This window comes from Marinilactibacillus piezotolerans (assembly GCF_900169305.1).
In the GTDB taxonomy this organism is placed as follows: Bacteria; Bacillota; Bacilli; order Lactobacillales; family Carnobacteriaceae_A; genus Marinilactibacillus; species Marinilactibacillus piezotolerans_A.
Genome location: NZ_FWDP01000003.1, coordinates 135,389 through 153,199, shown reverse-complemented (window position 1 = coordinate 153,199; position 17,811 = coordinate 135,389). Strand labels below are relative to the sequence as shown.

Below are 17,811 nucleotides of genomic sequence, written 5' to 3'. Positions count from 1 at the left end.
TACATCAGTACAAATTTGCTCGGCTTTTTCTGGTCTATCCTTTAGAAGTTGTTCTAATAAGGGTATTGGAACAACTTCATGAAGCGAATCCGTCAGAACTAGTTCTAATAAGGATATTGGAACCACTTCATGAAACGAATTCATCAGAACTAGTTCTAATAAGGATATTGGAACCACTTCATGAAGCGGATCCGTCAGAACTAGTTCTAATAAGGAAATTGGAACCACTTCATGAAGCGAATCCATCAGAACTAGTTGCAATAAGGATATTGGAACCACTTCATGAAGCGAATTCATCAGAACTAGTTGCAATATTGCTATTGGAGCCCTTTAATAGTAGCGGAACTCTTAGAACTAGTCGCTAACAAATTATACAATCGAAATGGATTAGAGAACCTAAAATAATTAACAAAAAAGTATTTTTTGAATAATAATTGAAAAAATAAAACAATTAAAAACTCCATCAAACTCAAGAATTTAATCGCTTGAGTCTGATGGAGTTCAACTTTTCAGTTCATTTTGTACCAGGTGTGTTTATAAGTTATTCACTCAATAAACCTTCTGAAACCAGAAATTCTCTAGCAACTTCTTCTGCAGAAAGTCCGTCTACATTGACTTGATAGTTCATGGAGCGCATCTGGTCATCTGTGATTTTTCCGCCTAGAACATTCAGAATGTCATCCAGTTCCGGATGCGTCTCCAGCAGCTCGCTTCTCATAAGCGGCGCTCCTTGATAAGGAGGGAATAAATTCTCATCATCTTCCAGTACAGTCAGATCATACTGTTGGATTTCACTATCCGTACTATAAGCATCTATCACATCAATATCTCCACGTTCGATGGCTTCGTATCTGAGTTGCGGTTCCATTGTCTGGACATTTCCAAAGGTAACCCCGTACAGCTCTTGAATGCCTGGATATCCATCTTCTCGGTCATTGAATTCCAGTGTAAAACCGGCATTCAAGTCACTCGCGATTGGGATCAGATCAGATATCGTCTGAAGGTCGCTTTCCTCAGATAAAGCAGAAGGAATCGCTAGAGCGTAGGTATTGTTATACGCCATAGGTTCAAGCAGCTGCATATCATACTGTTCTTCCAATCCAGCAGCAGCCCGTTCATACACGTCTTCTTCTGAAGAGCCGGGTTCTGGTGTTTCACTAAGGAAAGTAGAGAGAACAGTCCCGGTAAATTCTGGATAGATATCAATCTCGCCAGACTCCAAAGCATTGAATACGAAAGTTGTTTTTCCGAAGTTCGGCTCGACTCTCACGGATAGGTCAGACTGGTCTTCAATGAGATATTTATACATATTCATCAAAATTTCTGGCTCAGTTCCCAGTTTGCCCGCTACAATAATATCTTCTTCCTCATTGAACAGAGGTGGAAGAAAGACTACACCGGCAAATCCTACTAGTGTCGCAGTCAGCAGGATAATGGTTTTCTTAAAAGTGGTTTTCTGCAGGTATCTCAATAGTCCATCAAAGAAAATCGCCAGCAAGGCAGCGGGGACAGCTCCTAAAATAATCAGCGCATTATTTCCGCGGTCTATTCCTAAAAGAATCAAACTCCCTAATCCGCCGGCTCCGATCAAAGCCGCAACGGTTGCTGTACCAATGATCAAGACCATTGCAGTACGAATACCGGCCATGATCACCGGCAGTGCAATCGGCAGCTGTACTTTGCGCAGCTTTTTAAACCGGCTCATCCCCATTGCATCCGCAGCTTCATTCAATGCCGGATCAATTTCAGCCAATCCAGTATATGTGTTTCTTAAAATCGGCAGCAGCGCATAAACGACTAGAGCAATAATAGCGGGTAAAGATCCGATTCCGATAAGGGGAATCAGCAGACCCAGCAATGCCAGTGAAGGAATCGTTTGGAAAATAGCGGTCAACTGAATAATCGGTTCTGCGATTCGCTTATGCCCGATCAACCAGATACCTAGTGGAACGGCGATCAATACAGCAATCAAGATCGATATAAAGGATAATTGCATATGTTCGAGTAAAGCGATCCAAAAATCACCGCTTCGCTGCTGAAAAGTTTCAATAAGGTTCATCGTTGATCACCTGCCTTTGAAGCAACCGCTTCTTGAGCCAGAAAATGAATCAAATCGGCTCTAGTGATCGTATACGTTTTTGTGTCAGGCTGGTTTGATATCGATACAGCCTCATATTCAGAAAGTGATATTGTCAGCTCTTTTATAGGAGACTGGCTCGTTAAATGAGCGGATGATGCCTGCGGTTCGTTTTGATAGTAACCGGCATCAATCATATCCTGCACAACGGATTCTTTTTGATAATGCGGCAACCCTGTTTGAAGGAACTGTTGAACAAAATCATTAGCAGGATGTTCCAGAATGTCCTCGGCTGTTCCGACTTGTTCGATTCTGCCTTTATTCATCAAGCAGATACGGTCTCCTAAATCGACCGCTTCCTGCATATCATGTGTAACAAAGACGACGGTTTTCTCGAATTTTCTCTGCAGTTTCAGCACATCTTGCTGCAGACTGCTTCGTGTAATCGGATCTAAAGCACTGAAAGGCTCATCCATTAAGATAATATCAGGGTCTGCTGCCAATGCCCGAACAACACCAATTCTCTGCTGTTCTCCTCCGGACAATTCAGAAATTCTTCTGTTGCGGTACTTTTCAGGATCTAAGTTTACACTTTCCAGTAGTTCTACTACGCGCTCATTCATTTTTTCTTTGGACCATTTTTTCATTTCCGGGACGATCAGTATATTCTCTTCTACCGTCATATTTGGAAACAACGCGATTTGTTGAAGAACATAGCCGATGTTCCAGCGCAATTCTTGTAAGTTAAAGTCGCTGATCGGTTTACCTTCAATGCGTATGTATCCCTGGGTAAGGTCAATCAGCTGATTGATCATCTTCAAAGTTGTTGTTTTTCCACTTCCGCTGGGACCAATCAAGACGAAAAACTCTCCTTTTTTGATTTCCAGTGTAAAGTTTGAAACAACATCCGTGTCATTGTACCGTTTATAAACTTTTTCGAACCGAATCATAGGCAGCTCCTTTTAATACTTATTGTTATGAATCAGTATAACAAAAGGTGGAGTGTTTCTTTTAAAGAAAAGTCTTGAGAGAAGAGAAAGAGATGCTTATACTTTTGAATAAAAGGAGTGGCCGAATATGACAGTCATTATTAGACCGATCACAAAAGAAGATGATCAGAGAGTAGGCGAAATCGTTCAAGAAAGCCTGAAAGAAGCAGGTTTGGATATGAAAGGAACGGCCTATTACGATCCTTATTTGTTCCAATTGTCCGAGATTTATCAACCTGCAAATGCCAAATATTGGGTGCTGGAAAAAGCAGGCAGAGTCATCGGCGGAGGAGGGATTGGTCCGTTTAACCACTCGGCGAAAACGGGAGAACTTCAGAAGTTGTATATTGAAGCGAGTGAGCAAGGAAATGGATATGCGCATCTGCTGATGGAAAAAGGGATCCAGTTCGCTGAGCAGCACTATGAAGAACTATATATTGAGACCTTTGCTTCTCTGGATAAAGCCAATTATCTCTATAAGAGGTATGGATTTGAGTCACTGCAACAGCCGCTTGAAGGTACAGAACATAGCGCTTGTGATACATGGTTATTAAAAAAAACTCCATAAATAATCTTACAATTATAGTGGCCGATTAAAAGGTATACTGATTTTTATAACCGGAAAAAGGGGTGTGGTTATAAAATTAGCTAACCCATAAACGATATATTTGAAATAAAATAAACTGATATTAGGCTTTATTCCTCTTTATTTATTTAATTCATCCTTTTATTGCAGGTGAAGTATGTTAGAATGAAAGAACATAAGGAAAAAATAAGAATAATGAAGTTATTTTCATCTTAATGGTTGGAGGAACCGCTTGAATGATTAGAGAACTAATAACAGAGACGATAAAGTATATGTGGCGAAATAAGAAAAATCGATTGTTCATGGTGGTTTCCTTAGGCATTGTATTCTGCCATGCTGTATTTATTTTACCGAATATACCAGGACAAAATGAAGTAGATATTGAGCAGCTGGAACGCGAAATGCTGGGAAATGAGCAGACAATGGAAGATAACCTGGCACAAGGCAGAACGGTTCCATCAATTATGACAGGGACTTCCGCCTATGAAGCAGCCGCAAATGACTATGTCAATCAGAGACAGTTGCTGACCGCTTTGAAACAGGGAGATGCCAGAAGATACTTATCTATTGATTATCGGCCTGACGTTACAGAGCGTACAGAAGTCAATCGTGAACTGGAAATTAGTCTTCCGGTACTAGGGACATCCTTGGAATCACAGTTTCTTCCGTTGAAAAGTCAATTTTACATAAATAACATCGATCCATTAGGTTTTCACACGATTCATGAACGGACCAGCTTCCAGCAGCTGCATCTATTTCTGATCGGACTAGGTCCCATCATTCTTTTCTTAGGCGCGATTTTTATGATCAGCGATGTAACGGTAAAAGATAGAAAATTAAAGACACAAAAGGCAGGAGTACCTATGAAGTGGTATACCTATCTGCTGGTGCAGTCGTGTACTGCTTTATTCGTTGTCTTGTGTTTTTATGGTGTGTTGACAGCTGTTTTCTTCTTAGTGAATGGTCTGCTTCATGGCTTTGGTACCGTAACACTGCCTATTGGGGCATTTGATTGGTCAGCGCAGGAGGGTTCAGGTTACAGTAATCCAATTTCACTGGATTCAATAGGTGCGTTCCTTGTAAAGGCTCTTCCATATTTTTTACTGTTTTTCTATTTGATAACACGACTGAATACACTGTTTAGTCTGTTGTTCAAGCAAGAAGTAGTGGTATTGATCATCGGTGCTTTTATGATCCTGTTCCAGCAATTGTATTACGGACCGGAAACAACAGAACTGCTGGGAATTGATATCAGCTGGTTCCCGCAAACGTATCTGGAAATTGGAAAAATCGTCACCGGTCGTGTCAGTGAAGCGCTGCTATTGACTGATTATTATAGTCGCGGACTGATAGTCATTGCTGCAGCGATACTGATCACAGAGGGGCTGAATGTTATAGCGGCCAAGAAAATAACACGACAGGCTTTTGTACGATGAGGAGGAGATCACGATGAAAAAGATGGCTTATTTTGAATGGCTGAAAATCGCCAGAGACTGGAAAACACGTATTTTGGCTATCGGCTTTTTAGTGTTTTTCGGAACATTTTCCTTACTCTATCGTCAACAGGAGGTAACATTGCCCGAAATTCAGCTGCGGGGAGAATATGCAGATGCACAACAGATTTTCCGATTGATTCCTGAATCTCATTTTGATGGGGAATTAGGGGAAGAAGTGCAAAGGACATTGGGAAGAAATGCTACACTCATCGGCTTGAACCAATATATATTAGGGCAGCAGGAAGGAAATACAGTAGCGGGTATTGAAGATGTGGTGTCGGATTATTTAAGCAATGGACGAGAACTGGCGGAAAATAATCTATTTTTACATGAAACAACGGAATTTGAATCGTACGAACTGCTAAAAGAAGTGTACTTGCCGACACGAGCAGAAGTAGAGAAGGATTTGAAGTTTTATTCAGCGCTTGAAGCAAATGGACTGGATATTGAGTGGAATCCGCTTGCCTCTTCTCAGATACTGATCCAGCAAGTCGAACTAGTAACAGGCGTCATTCTATTCATATTTATCGCTTTACTGGCAGGAGATGCGTTTACGAAAGACCAAGTCAAAAACTGGAGCGTTTCTCAAGGGCTGCCGATTCCATGGAAAAAGCAGTGGCGGCTGCGCAGTTTTATGTTCTGGGGTATCATCTGGACAGTTACCCTAATTGGTTTGGCGATTAGTTACGTTGTGAGTCTGCTTTTTGAAACAACCGGCACGCTGCAATATCCGATCGAAATCTTTATAGATGGGGCTTCAGAATACATACCCAGCTGGCAGTATATGCTGCTGGTGATCGGTTCAGGAATGCTGTTGAGTTTAGTTATACTACTGCTGACAACAGGGCTGAGCTGGATCATACGGAATATTTACTTAACTATTCTGATTGTTATTGCACTTTATTTCGCACCAGCCATCTGGAACAGTTTACCGCCTTTAACTGCCTGGCAACCCTCTTTTTACGTCAATATTCAGGGGATTCTGCAAGGAGAAAGCGCATTTCAGTATGGATTGGACGGACTGGTTTTCTGGAAGCTGCCTTTCATCTTACTCGGCATATGGCTCTTGCTGGAAATCAGCTTTAAACAAATTTTCAATCTCATCCCAACACAATCACTCGGCCTGCAGAGGAGGAAGATAAAATGACACTTACAGTAAAAGACATGACGGTCGCTTACGGTGAACGAACGGTTCTGGAAAAAATTAGTTTTACAATTGAAAATGGTACGATCATAGGGTTGGTCGCTCCCAATGGGACTGGAAAGACCACCTTATTTAATGCGATCATGCGCTTTATCCCAATTAAATCAGGAGAAATCAAGATTGATGAAACAGTGTACTCTGCGAGCGAATCAGATGTACTGGCCCTTCATGAAAAAATCACCTTCTTTCCGAATCAAGCTGATTTGTATGACAACTTTTCAGGCACAGAACATATCAAAATGTACGCTAAAGTCTGGTCTGGAAGAGAACAAGAAGTAGAGCAGATTATTGATCGTCTGCAGATGAGAGATTATGTCGACCGCGTGGTTGGGACGTACTCATTAGGAATGCGCCAGCGTCTATGTTTTGCTATGATGGTGGCCGCTAATACGCCCATCATGTTTATGGATGAGGTAATGAATGGACTGGATCCCGAAAATGTTTCGCTGGTATCAGATATTCTGATCGACTTGAGAAAATCTGGAAAAATCATTATCGTAGCTTCTCATTTGTTGGATAATTTGGATGAATACGCGGATAAAGTCTTTTTTCTGAAAGACAGAATCCTATATAGAGTTAATGATCATCATCAGCCGAAACCAGACTACTTTAGAATTGTCTGTACCCAAGCACAGGCTGGCACGTTGGAAGCTGCAGATCTACTGCCGAAAGAAACGATTCATCTTGGAAATAGTGTACTGTGTATTCCGATTGAAGGCTTGAATGAAGCACAGCAAATGGCACTGTATCAACACATTCGAAAACTGGAGGATGTTGAAATTAAGATTGGACCGCTTGGAACATCAGAGTACTATTCTCACATCTATGGTCTGGAGATCCATTCGTTTGACAGGGGGCAAGCTGCTCATGCAGAACAACCAGATAAGTAGGTTAGTGAGAATTGGCTTTCTCATCTTTTTAGGTAGTCTGCTTTCTGGATGTGCGGGATTTACAGGTTTGCGTACACCGCTGTATGACGGCGAGCCAGTTCAGTATAATGAAGAAGCTGCTGAAATATATGAAGAAAGACAGGAAGTTACCGGGGACGAAAAAGCCTATTATTTTAGATATGAGCTTAGTCCAGACTTATGGGAACCTGCTTTATCCTTTACAGAAGCAGAGCCGATTATACTAGAAGAGGGAACTTATGAAGTAGGAACAGATCTGCCTGCCGGGCGAGCGGTCTTGCAAGGTGCTGATAGTGAATTTGCTCCTCATTTACGCATTATTCATGTAGGAAACATTACAATTTATGATGATCAAGAAAAAGTCTACTTCGAGAGTCTATTCAATGATGCTTCAGGGATAAAATACGCAACAGTGGATTTAAAACTGGGACATACCGTTGAAGTCATCGGAGACAGTCCGGAAATAACCGTTTCTTATACTGAGTCTGCTTTACCCGCTTCTGGAAATCAGTTGATCGCCGGGCAATATGAAGTAGGTAAGCAAATTGAACCGGGGACATATCAGCTGGCGAATATCCAAGCTCCAAGGAAAACAATATTGTACTGGCTGCAGCAGGGACTAGAAAATCCAAGAGTCATTGAGCTTATCCCTTCTGGAGGCTTGCTGACTGAAGAAGTCTTGCTGGAGCAATGGGAAAATGGACTGATCAGTAGTACAGAGTATGAACTTCAAATGGAAAAAATGACAAGTGGACAGGAAAACGATCCGACAATCGAATTCGAGACAGGAGATAAAATCTACTTGCCGATGCTGCACAGCCTGGAACTGAACAAAATCGAATCAGAATAACTGGGATCTGAAAGGAGAGGCAGCAATGTTTGGATTTTGGCTTGAAGCAGAACAGTTTTATACAACAACCTTACCTATTCTGTCTATTGTACTGCTGATTGTTATCGGGAGTATGCTGTTTGTCCTATTCTATACTCATAAAGGCAGCAAATTCAGAAAGCGGTTCGGTGGATTGCTTCTTTTCGTATTAGCTGGAGGACTAGGATACTCAGTCTGGCAACATGCAAACTACCATCACTGGCTGCAGCAAGCAGACCTGATCACGCCCGGGATCAGAGCAGAACGGAAGATCTTCGGCTCAGCCAGACCTGTCTCTCCCGAAATTGTAGAGCTGAATCGGAAAGTTAATTTATCTAACCAGTTTCGTGCTTTGGATATGTATCAAGAGCAAAATGCAGAAAGAGAAATCAGCAATCTTTACTTAGGTTCCAGCGGTATGAACCACTATTTTGCCATCGGTGACGAAGGAGAATATGCATTTCGATATACCGGTGAAGTAGAGTACACGGATAGAAACAGTTACGTATCCGGATCTGTCTTTGTTTTAAAAGATAACCGATTTGAATCTTTGAGCTTTATTGCAGAATCAGCGCATTATCTGGAGACCTTTTATATCAATCGTGAAGACGCAGGAAAAGTAACTGGCGAATTACCAAGACAGATCTTGCCGATTTCAGAAGTAATACTAAACTGGGTCTTTTCTAATCCTATTTAGTTTATACTAGTAGATGAAAAAGACCGGCAGGAGGAATAATAATGTATGATTTTTGGATAAATGGGGAACGATTATATACAATGATTTTACCCATCCTTGCGGTTATTGTGCTGATTACATTGACAGCAATGATCTTTCTATTTTATTACACAACAAAAGGCAGTAAAGTACGTAAGAACGGATTATTTACGGTCGTGTTTTTAATGGTTGGGATGACAGGATATGCTTATTGGCAGCATACTGAATATGAGCCCTGGATCGAGCAGTCCAGCATTCTGAATCCAGGTATTCGGGATCGCTATATGATTATGGGAACTGCCGTAATGGAAGACCCTGAATTAGTCAAAACTTATCGATCAATGAATCAGCTGGATCATTATAAAAAGTTGGAAATGTACGAAGAAACAGAAGTAACGAAAGCCTTTAACAATCAATACTTAGGCTCTACAGGAAACAGTCATTACTTTGCGATCGGCGATGAGGGGGAGTATGCTTTTCGATACACTGGAGAGGTGGTTTACACAGACGACCCAACGCAACTCGCAGGAGCCGCTTTTCAATTGACAGACGCTCGGCTTGAAGAGAGCGGATTTAATGCTGAATCTCCTAACTATCTGGAAACCTTTTACATCAATCAAGAAGAAGCGGAGCAGGCAACAGGTGAGATTCCTGCAACCATTATTCATCCTTCGCAAGTATTCCCGGAATGGAATCTAGGGTATCAGAGTGTAAATGGAACGAGTTTGGAACACTAAAGTTTATGTAAGAAAAATCGGAAATGAACTGGATATTGTGTTTGTTGCTGTTCCTCTGTAAAATGGAATTTACAGAATTGTAGAATAAAGGAGACAACAAATGGATAATCAAGTAGAAGTATTTACACAGTTTCGCCCAGTATTTTACGTAGTATTGGGAGTTTTAGTCGTTTTTTTGATTCTTTCGCTGCTTCCAAAGGGAAGAGATTCTAAGATCAATCTTTACTCAATATTGATGATTTCAATATCGCATTTAGCCATTTCAAGTACGTTGCTCGTCGTAGAAAGCAGAATAGTAGATGCCTACTCATTCAGAGGAGATTCTATTACGTTTTATTGTTTTATAGCAACCGTTGTATTAAGTGTACTGAACCCAATTGTTTTCTATTTCAGAAATAAAGGTAAACGCAGAAGCAGGAGCTCATACAGTTACAGATAGTGAAAAAGAGATCTCCGCAAGCAAGTCATAAAGCTCATTAGAAAGATTGAGCTTTGTGGTGAGTGCTTGCAGGAGATCTCTTTTCTGTTTATCCGCTATTTAGATTTCCCAAAGAAGTAGAATCCTCCGCCAAATGACAGCAGAGCTACGACACCGGTAATCAATAAAGGAGAAGGGATATCTGTTGTTTCAGATACTCCGGCTTGAGCGGTTTCTGTTTCATTAGATGCGGATTCTGATGAAGCTTGTTCTGCAGCTTCAACGATATCTGATGGGTCAGCTTCCTCCGCTTCAACTTTTTCTTCCGTTTCTTTATCGGACTCTTCGGCTTTATCTTCTTCAGCTTCAGATGGATCTTTTTCCGTTTTTTCTTTTAGTTCCTCTTCAGTTGTTTCGTTTCCCTCAGCGGTTGCCGCCGCAAATGCTGCTGGAGAAAAGATGCCTAAGATTCCTGTTTGATTCAGTGTACCTACAAAAGCACCTTTACTATACGTACTGGAAAGTTCTGACCATTGTTGATCAGTTGAATTCCAGCGATATAAACGATGCTGATCAGAAGTTGCTGAATCTGCAAAGAAGCGGTATGTCATTTCTGCGTTCATTTCATTGACCGGTTGTCCATTTACAAACAGTTCAAACTGATAAAGTGCACTGCTGGCTGTTTGAGCTTGAGCGGTTTCCATACTCGGATTATCTGTCACTCGGATAGTGGCAGTACCTTGTTTGAAGTTGCTAGCAGGAATCACCCATTCAACTTCTGGCTTAGCGACCATAATAGTCAGATTACGAGCTTTTACTTCTTGAACCTGCTTCTCGGACAACTGCAGGTCAGTCAAACTGCTCATGGAATAATCAAACGAGACCGCTAGAGATCCATTATCGGCTACAGCTGCGAGATCCTCATCATTGAGAGCAGCCATACCTTCGCGTTCGGTAGGACGAACCCATACGGTATCTACTGAAACGCCGGCTTCTTGTTCAGGTTCTGTCTGTGGCTGTTCTGTTTCAGGTGATTCTTCTGGTTTTTCCTCTACAGGATTATTTTCAGAAGGGTCTGGTTTTGTTTCTGGCTGATTTTCACTGGTTTCTTCTTCGGTGTCTGTTTCGTCTTGGTCATTGGAAGGTTCATTATCGGTATTTTCTTCAGGTGTCTCCTGTGAATTTCCTGGTGTTTCAGAACCTGTTTCGTCTTCGCCTGAATCAGCAGAGTCTTCTTTTTCAGATGGATACTGGACAAGTCCATATCCATAAGTACTGTCTTTACCGTCTGCTCCCAGATCCATGGCGCTTTCTTGAAGTTTTGTTCTGATCTGGCCAGCGGTCAATGTCTTATATTTCTGTTTCAAAATGGCAACCAGCCCAGAGACATGAGGCGTAGCTTGTGATGAACCGGATAAAGTCTGGTAGCCCCCAGAAGTATTTAGACCATAGATAGACTGCCCCGGTGCGACCAGTTCATTTTTAGGAGAAATCATAGCATCATGAGCGATCTGAGTGTCTTCACCTACACTGGATACGGCAATAACTTCAGGATAAGCAGCCGGATAATCGATTGTTGGATTAGCATCTGACTTATTTCCGCTAGCTGCGACAACGGTTATTCCAGCATCCACCACGGCTTTAAATAGATCATGATATTCTTGGTTATCAGTATTATATCCAGAACTGATATTGATAACATCCATTCCGTTTTCATATGCCCACTGAACACCTTCCATCAGATTGCTGGCAGATGTTGAGTTTCCTTTTGTTTTATGAAAAACTTTAATTCCATATAGTTCTACACCGGGTGCAATACCGCGGACCGGAGAATTGACAGCAGCGGCGATAATACCCGCTACATGTGTTCCGTGACCATCATGATCGTTGGTATAAGGATCTGCAGAGAGTGCATCTTCTCCTTTTCCGTCAAAGATACTGTGGCCGCCGGCATAAGTTATATCTGGATGGGGAGCAAATCCTGTGTCAATAACCGCAACTTTTACTCCATCACCTGTAAATCCGTCATCCCAAGCATCGAATGATCCGATCATCTGATTATTCCAGTCATTTGCTGTCAGAGTTCTGCTTGTTTCAGAAGTTGTTACTTCTGGATCGTAACTGACTCGTTTGACTGACTCTTGGCGGCTGATCTCCTTGACGGCAGATTCTGGAACGGTCATCGTCTGGATCGGCAGAATACTCAATGTATTTACATTTTCATAAGCTGGATCAAGATCTTCTTCATTAGGTACGGTATCATGGTATCTGACAACAATATCGACCATTTTTTCTTCATCTGTCTGTTGTGCATGTGCTAAAATAGTAGAATCAGGAAGAGCAAATACAATGATCAGTAAAGCTGTAAAGAAAATAAATCCAATATTTTTAAGACGTTTTTTCACTGATGAATCTCCTTTTAAGTAAATTAAGTACAAAAACTTAGTCATATTTGTAGATAAATCATGAATCATTAAAAGTATCTTATCACATACATGGTACAATAATAGAAAGAAATCACTCTAATTCGTTGACTTTTTTCACCAACTGTCAAATTTTGTTAATAAAACAATGCAGGTGATTTTTATATTGTATAGTTATTGCTTTTTATCAAACCGGAAATAGCCAGTATTGAGGCTGACCATATTGTTCTTATCACAACAAACTATAGTAAAAAAGGAAGTAAACCCTAATGGCAAAACCAGATTCTATTGAAAAAGCACTAAATTATTTTAAAGCAAATGAAATCTTTTTTCACTTGTTTTTATTATTTAAAAATGAGTATGAGAGCACCAGTAAACTTGTAGAGAAGGTGGATGTTTCTGAATATACATTAGAAGAGCTCGCGCCTGTCGCTGCTTTTCTAAGCCAGCCAAAAGCTGTTTTTCAAAATAGAAAAGAAATTGATTTAGCTCAGTTTGAACGTCAGCTTCAAGAAATGTTTGGTCTGAAAATTTCCTTACCAGAATTTCTAAATGTTTACTTTCAGAGTGTATTGAGTCTTGTGAGCAGCACACAGCAGCTCCCGCCTCAAGAGATGAAAAACTATTTTGATTATTTAGAAAAAGAATTTGCACTGCTGACAGGATGGTTTCAATATTTAAAAAGAGGCACATCGGATAGCCAGTGGATTTATCAGCTGATTTCGGACTCTCCGGCGGTTTTTGAAGATCGAGTGCTTTATTTATCTGAAGCGGTACGCCTGTTGCCGGAACGACCGCTGCGATTATCGATGTTCAGCAAAATCGTCACTGGAGATGCGCATGCACTGGACCGGCATACGGTTTTAGGAAAACTATTTTTACATGTATTGGCTGAAGATGCTCGCTATCATGCGATTGAGCCTGTCAAAATTCCTGGAGAAAACAGTGAAGTCAATCGATTGTTACTGAAATTCAACATCTTGCGAGATGATATTACGAATTATACGACAGTGGCCAATATATATGCTGAAACAATCGACGGCTACCATCCGATGTGGGAATCTGCGGCTCATCTTCACAGCGTCATGAATGTACCGATGAGAGAACTGATTGATATTGTAACGGCTTATCCGGCTAACGAAGCACAGACAGTTTGGGTCGTCGAAAATCCAGTTGTATTTTCCAGTGTTTTAGATGAGGTTCCTAACGCCCCTATGATCTGTACTCAAGGGACATTCAGTTTGGCCACGATTGAACTGATGGATCGGCTGGTAGAGGAAGAATGCGATATTCGCTACAGTGGAGATATGACCCCTGAGGGAATTAGACGTGCCGAGCGTGTTCTGATGCGCTACCCGCAAAACGCTCAACCGTGGAAAATGGATATCCCTGCCTATCATGCTGCCCGCTCAAAAGAAGAAGTGATCACGGAAGAAGAAATGAAAAAACTGGATCGATTCACACTGGACATTTTTTCATGTTTAAAAGATGAAATCAAAGATTTTAGAAATCCTGCCTACCAAGAAGCCTTGATCAGCGAAATGATCAGTGAATTGAAGTATTATTATCAGTAAAAGGATAATAACATTTATAAGTTTTGTGTTTCAGTTATTAATAAATTTATATTTTGAAGGTGATGACATGACTACATTAAAAGATGTAGCAGAGGATGCTCAAGTATCAATAGCTACAGTTTCAAGAATTTTAAACAATGACTCTAGTTTATCTGTAATGGAGGAAACTAGAAAACGCGTACTTGAATCAGCAAAAAAATTAGGGTATAGAAAGAAAACGTTTGAATTTCCTTTGCTTAATATCGCCTTTTTATATTGGTTGACAAAAGAAACAGAAATTGATGACGTTTATTTTAGAGAAATGCGAGAGGAAATTGAAAAAGAAGCAAGAAAGTATAATATTGAAATAACTTGTTATACGATTGAAAATGGTATAGAAATCATACCAAAAAATATTCAGGGCTTTATTGCAGTGGGAAGTTTTAAAGAGAAAGAATTAGATTTTTTGAGAGGTATTACTCAAAATGGTGTTTTTCTGGATACATCACCAGAAACAACGAAATATGATTCCGTCAGGCCAGATTTATACGAGATTACAGATCAAGCTGTTGATTATTTAGTAAGTAGGAAACATAAGGAAATTGGATTTATTGGTGGAACGTTTGTTGATAGAGACAGTGATACAGATTTTCCAGACCTACGAGAAAACCAGTTTAGGGAAAAAATGACCAAATTGAACTTGTTAAATGAACGGTATATTTATACTAATCGAGGTTTTACTTTTAAAAACGGAGTAAATTTAATGGAACAGGCAATTGCAGACTTAAAAGAAGAAATGCCAACAGCATTCTTTGTTGCATCTGATGCAATTGCGTTAGGTTGTTTACAAGTACTAAATAAGCGGGGATATGCAGTGCCTAAAAGAGTGAGTTTAATCAGTATAAATGATATCAGCTTAGCGAAGTACGTTACTCCACCTCTAACAACATTCAAAATTAATATGGAGGCGTTAGTGTCAAATGCGATGAAACTACTATCAGAACAAATTCTTGAAGAGCGTAAGTACAGGAAAAAACTTTTTATAGAATCAGATCTTATTATTAGAAAAACCACGCGATAAGTATATCAGGCAAAGATGTATGCGAACTAGTAAAAAAATTTACTAAAAAAGTAAAACAAAACCGTTTACATAAAGTAAAAAAATTATATACTTAAAATTGTAAACGATAACATAACTTTCGACAGGAGAAAGGAATAAATTATAATGAAAAATAAGTTATATTTCTTGAGTAGTGGACTGTTAATAAGTTCAATTTTAGTGGGATGTGGACCAGGGGAATCAAGCGATGGTGAATCAGCTGCACAGGAAGATAGCGAAGGTGCTACGTTAGTTGTGTGGGAAGATATTGATAAATCTGCAGGAACAGAAGCAGCCATTGCAGCATTTGAAGAAGAACATGATGTAACGGTTGAAGTCATTGAAAGACCATATGGGGATAATGTGGAAGATTTGCGTTTAGATGGACCGGGAGGAACCGGACCAGATGTATTCGCTATGCCCCATGACAGTATTGGTACTGCAGTAACGGAAGGATTAATAAAGCCATTAGATGTCAGTCAAGAAGTTCAAGACATGTACACAGAATCTGCTATGCTATCTCAGATGGTAGATGGAGAAGTTTATGGACTTCCATATGCTGTTGAAACAACTCTACTGTATTATAACCGTGATTTAGTTGATGAAGAAAACCTTCCAACTACATTAGATGAGTGGTATGAGTTTTCTGAAAATATTACAGGAGACGGAACGTATGGATTCTTAGCCTTGTGGGATCAAATCTATTATGCACAAAGTATTATAGGCGGATATGGCGGATATATTTTCGCTCAAGATGATGAAGGAAACTATGATGTTGAAGATATTGGTTTGAATAATGAAGGCGCTATCGAAGCAGCGGAATATATTCAAAAGTTCTATTCAGAAGGGCTATTCCCGAGTGGAATCATTGGAGAGCAAGGTATAAATGTTTTGGATTCCCTTTTCAGTGAAGGAAAAGCGGCAGCAGTAATATCTGGTCCATGGAACTTAGGTCCTTACGAACAAGCTGGAATCGACTATGGTGTTGTACCATTACCACAACTATCAAATGGAGATCCAATGAGTTCATTTGTAGGAGTGAAGAGTTATAATGTCAGTTCTTACTCAGAATATCCAGAGCTAGCTCAAGAATTAGTGCTTTGGTTAACAAATGAAGAAAATCAGCTTACTCGTTATGAAAATACTCAGGAAGTACCTGCGATCAAAGCGCTGGAAGACAATCCAGTCATTACTGAAAGTGATTCTACTCAAGCTATTTTTGAACAATCAGGTAATTCAGTGTTAATGCCTGGAATTCCAGAAATGAGTGAAGTTTGGACTCCAGCAGATTCAGCTTTACAAACAATTGCGACAGGTTCAGCAGAACCGGAAGAAGCATTAAATGGAGCGGCCGAAGCTATTCGTAATCAAATTGAAGCTAATCACAGTGGGAATTAAAAAATAATCATACCTAACTGAAACGGAGGTATCTCAAGTAAGAGATGCCTTCGTTAATTGTTAAGAAAGGAAAATATTAGTCATGCAGCATAAAAAAAAGGCGATATTACTTTCAATCGTACCAGGAATGGGACAGCTTTATAATAAGCAATGGCTTAAAGGGATTTGTCTTATTATTTTAGCTATAGCATATGGATTTGTTTTTGCAGATTTATTGAATATTGGCTTATGGGGAATTGTTACTTTAGGAACAGAAGTACCAAGAGATAATTCTGTATTTTTATTAGCTCAGGGAATTCTTGCCGTCATAGTAGTAGCTTTAGGAATTGGCTTTTACTATTTTAATCTAAGAGATGCATACAAAACAGGACAGAGACGAGATGAGAATTTACCTCTGTACTCATTAAAAGAACAATATTTTAATTTGATTGATCAAGGATATCCTTACTTAGTTAGTGGACCAGCCTTATTACTATTGATATTTTCTGTTATTTTCCCAATTCTATTTAGTTTTTCTTTAGCATTCACAAATTACAATTTGTATAATTCACCTCCAGCAAATTTATTTAATTGGGTAGGGTTTGATACGTTTGTTCAAATATTTACAGTAGATATTTGGAGAACGACTTTTATTGACGTATTGAGCTGGACGATAATCTGGACGTTAGTCGCTACAACCCTTCAAGTGAGTATTGGGATATTTTTAGCGGTTGTAGTGAATCAAAAAGATCTCAGATTTAAAAAACTGATTCGTACAATACTGGTTTTGCCATGGGCAGTTCCGGGGTTTGTTACTATTCTAATATTTGCGGGACTGTTTAATGAAACGTTTGGGGCAATTAACCTCGAAATCTTATCTGCGCTTGGTATCGATTCAATTCCGTGGTTAACAAATCCGTTTTGGACTAGGGTAGCATTGATTTTAATTCAAGGATGGTTAGGTTTCCCTTATGTATTTATTGTGACTACTGGAGTATTACAATCGATTCCAGATGATTTATATGAAGCCGCAATTATTGACGGTGCATCTGCTATTCAAAAGTTTAAGAACATCACGTTACCATTGATTTTTATCTCCATATCTCCAATCATTATCACACAGTATACATTTAACTTTAATAACTTTAACATTATCTATCTATTTAATGGTGGTGGACCAGCGGTTGCAGGTTCAAATGCTGGTGGAACGGACATCTTAGTTTCATGGATCTATTCGTTAACGATGACTTCAAGTCAGTATGCGTTAGCTGCGGCACTAACGATCCTGCTATCTATATTTGTCATCACTATTGCACTATGGCAGTTTAGAAGAACAAAATCATTTAAAGGGGTGAATTAGT

General features: G+C 39.8%; 15 protein-coding genes. 12 read left to right on the top strand and 3 right to left on the bottom strand.

Annotated elements, in window-relative coordinates:
• Positions 1-541: 541 nt before the first annotated feature.
• Positions 542-2,059, bottom strand: coding sequence for an ABC transporter permease/substrate-binding protein (locus tag B6F02_RS02580; protein ID WP_080145847.1), 1,518 nt, complete (start codon positions 2,057-2,059; stop codon positions 542-544).
• Positions 2,056-3,027, bottom strand: coding sequence for an ABC transporter ATP-binding protein (locus B6F02_RS02575; protein WP_080145846.1), 972 nt, complete (start codon positions 3,025-3,027; stop codon positions 2,056-2,058). The genes B6F02_RS02580 and B6F02_RS02575 overlap by 4 nt, the downstream gene beginning before the upstream one ends.
• A 127-nt stretch (positions 3,028-3,154) precedes the next feature.
• On the opposite strand from B6F02_RS02575, the gene B6F02_RS02570 reads away from it, so the two are divergent.
• The 8 genes from B6F02_RS02570 (at position 3,155) to B6F02_RS02535 (ending at position 10,019) form a co-directional block, all read left to right on the top strand.
• Complete coding sequence (locus tag B6F02_RS02570; protein WP_080145845.1) at positions 3,155-3,634, top strand: GNAT family N-acetyltransferase; 480 nt, start codon at positions 3,155-3,157, stop codon at positions 3,632-3,634.
• A gap of 254 nt (positions 3,635-3,888) precedes the next feature.
• Positions 3,889-5,088, top strand: coding sequence for a hypothetical protein (locus B6F02_RS02565; protein ID WP_080145844.1), 1,200 nt, complete (start codon positions 3,889-3,891; stop codon positions 5,086-5,088).
• A gap of 13 nt (positions 5,089-5,101) precedes the next feature.
• Complete coding sequence (locus tag B6F02_RS02560) at positions 5,102-6,295, top strand: hypothetical protein (protein WP_080145843.1); 1,194 nt, start codon at positions 5,102-5,104, stop codon at positions 6,293-6,295.
• On the top strand, positions 6,292-7,242 hold the full coding sequence (locus tag B6F02_RS02555; RefSeq protein ID WP_080145842.1) for an ABC transporter ATP-binding protein: 951 nt from the start codon (positions 6,292-6,294) through the stop codon (positions 7,240-7,242). The genes B6F02_RS02560 and B6F02_RS02555 overlap by 4 nt, the downstream gene beginning before the upstream one ends.
• Positions 7,220-8,110 carry a hypothetical protein gene (locus B6F02_RS02550; protein ID WP_080145841.1) on the top strand — a complete coding sequence of 297 codons (891 nt, stop codon included), beginning with the start codon at positions 7,220-7,222 and terminating at the stop codon, positions 8,108-8,110. Before B6F02_RS02555 ends, B6F02_RS02550 begins: the two co-directional genes overlap by 23 nt.
• Positions 8,111-8,135: 25 nt before the next feature.
• Positions 8,136-8,825 carry a hypothetical protein gene (locus tag B6F02_RS02545; protein ID WP_080145840.1) on the top strand — a complete coding sequence of 230 codons (690 nt, stop codon included), beginning with the start codon at positions 8,136-8,138 and terminating at the stop codon, positions 8,823-8,825.
• A 41-nt stretch (positions 8,826-8,866) separates the two neighbouring features.
• Positions 8,867-9,580, top strand: coding sequence for a hypothetical protein (locus tag B6F02_RS02540; protein ID WP_080145839.1), 714 nt, complete (start codon positions 8,867-8,869; stop codon positions 9,578-9,580).
• Between the two features lie 100 nt (positions 9,581-9,680).
• Positions 9,681-10,019 (top strand): hypothetical protein, encoded by a 339-nt coding sequence (locus B6F02_RS02535; protein ID WP_080145838.1) that lies wholly within the window; start codon positions 9,681-9,683, stop codon positions 10,017-10,019.
• A 95-nt stretch (positions 10,020-10,114) separates the two neighbouring features.
• On the opposite strand, the gene B6F02_RS02530 is transcribed toward B6F02_RS02535, so the two are convergent.
• Positions 10,115-12,403, bottom strand: a complete 2,289-nt coding sequence (locus B6F02_RS02530; RefSeq protein ID WP_179128506.1) for a S8 family peptidase — start codon at positions 12,401-12,403, stop codon at positions 10,115-10,117.
• A gap of 287 nt (positions 12,404-12,690) precedes the next feature.
• On the opposite strand from B6F02_RS02530, the gene B6F02_RS02525 reads away from it, so the two are divergent.
• From B6F02_RS02525 to B6F02_RS02510, 4 genes are all read left to right on the top strand, one after another.
• Positions 12,691-13,995, top strand: coding sequence for a TIGR02679 domain-containing protein (locus B6F02_RS02525; protein WP_080145836.1), 1,305 nt, complete (start codon positions 12,691-12,693; stop codon positions 13,993-13,995).
• A 67-nt stretch (positions 13,996-14,062) separates the two neighbouring features.
• Entirely contained in the window at positions 14,063-15,055 is a 993-nt protein-coding gene (locus B6F02_RS02520) for a LacI family DNA-binding transcriptional regulator (RefSeq protein WP_080145835.1), read from the top strand.
• 144 nt (positions 15,056-15,199) lie between these two features.
• On the top strand, positions 15,200-16,471 hold the full coding sequence (locus B6F02_RS02515) for a sugar ABC transporter substrate-binding protein (RefSeq protein WP_143745191.1): 1,272 nt from the start codon (positions 15,200-15,202) through the stop codon (positions 16,469-16,471).
• Positions 16,472-16,553: 82 nt separating this feature from the next.
• Positions 16,554-17,810 (top strand): carbohydrate ABC transporter permease, encoded by a 1,257-nt coding sequence (locus tag B6F02_RS02510; protein WP_080145833.1) that lies wholly within the window; start codon positions 16,554-16,556, stop codon positions 17,808-17,810.
• Position 17,811 lies beyond the last annotated feature (1 nt).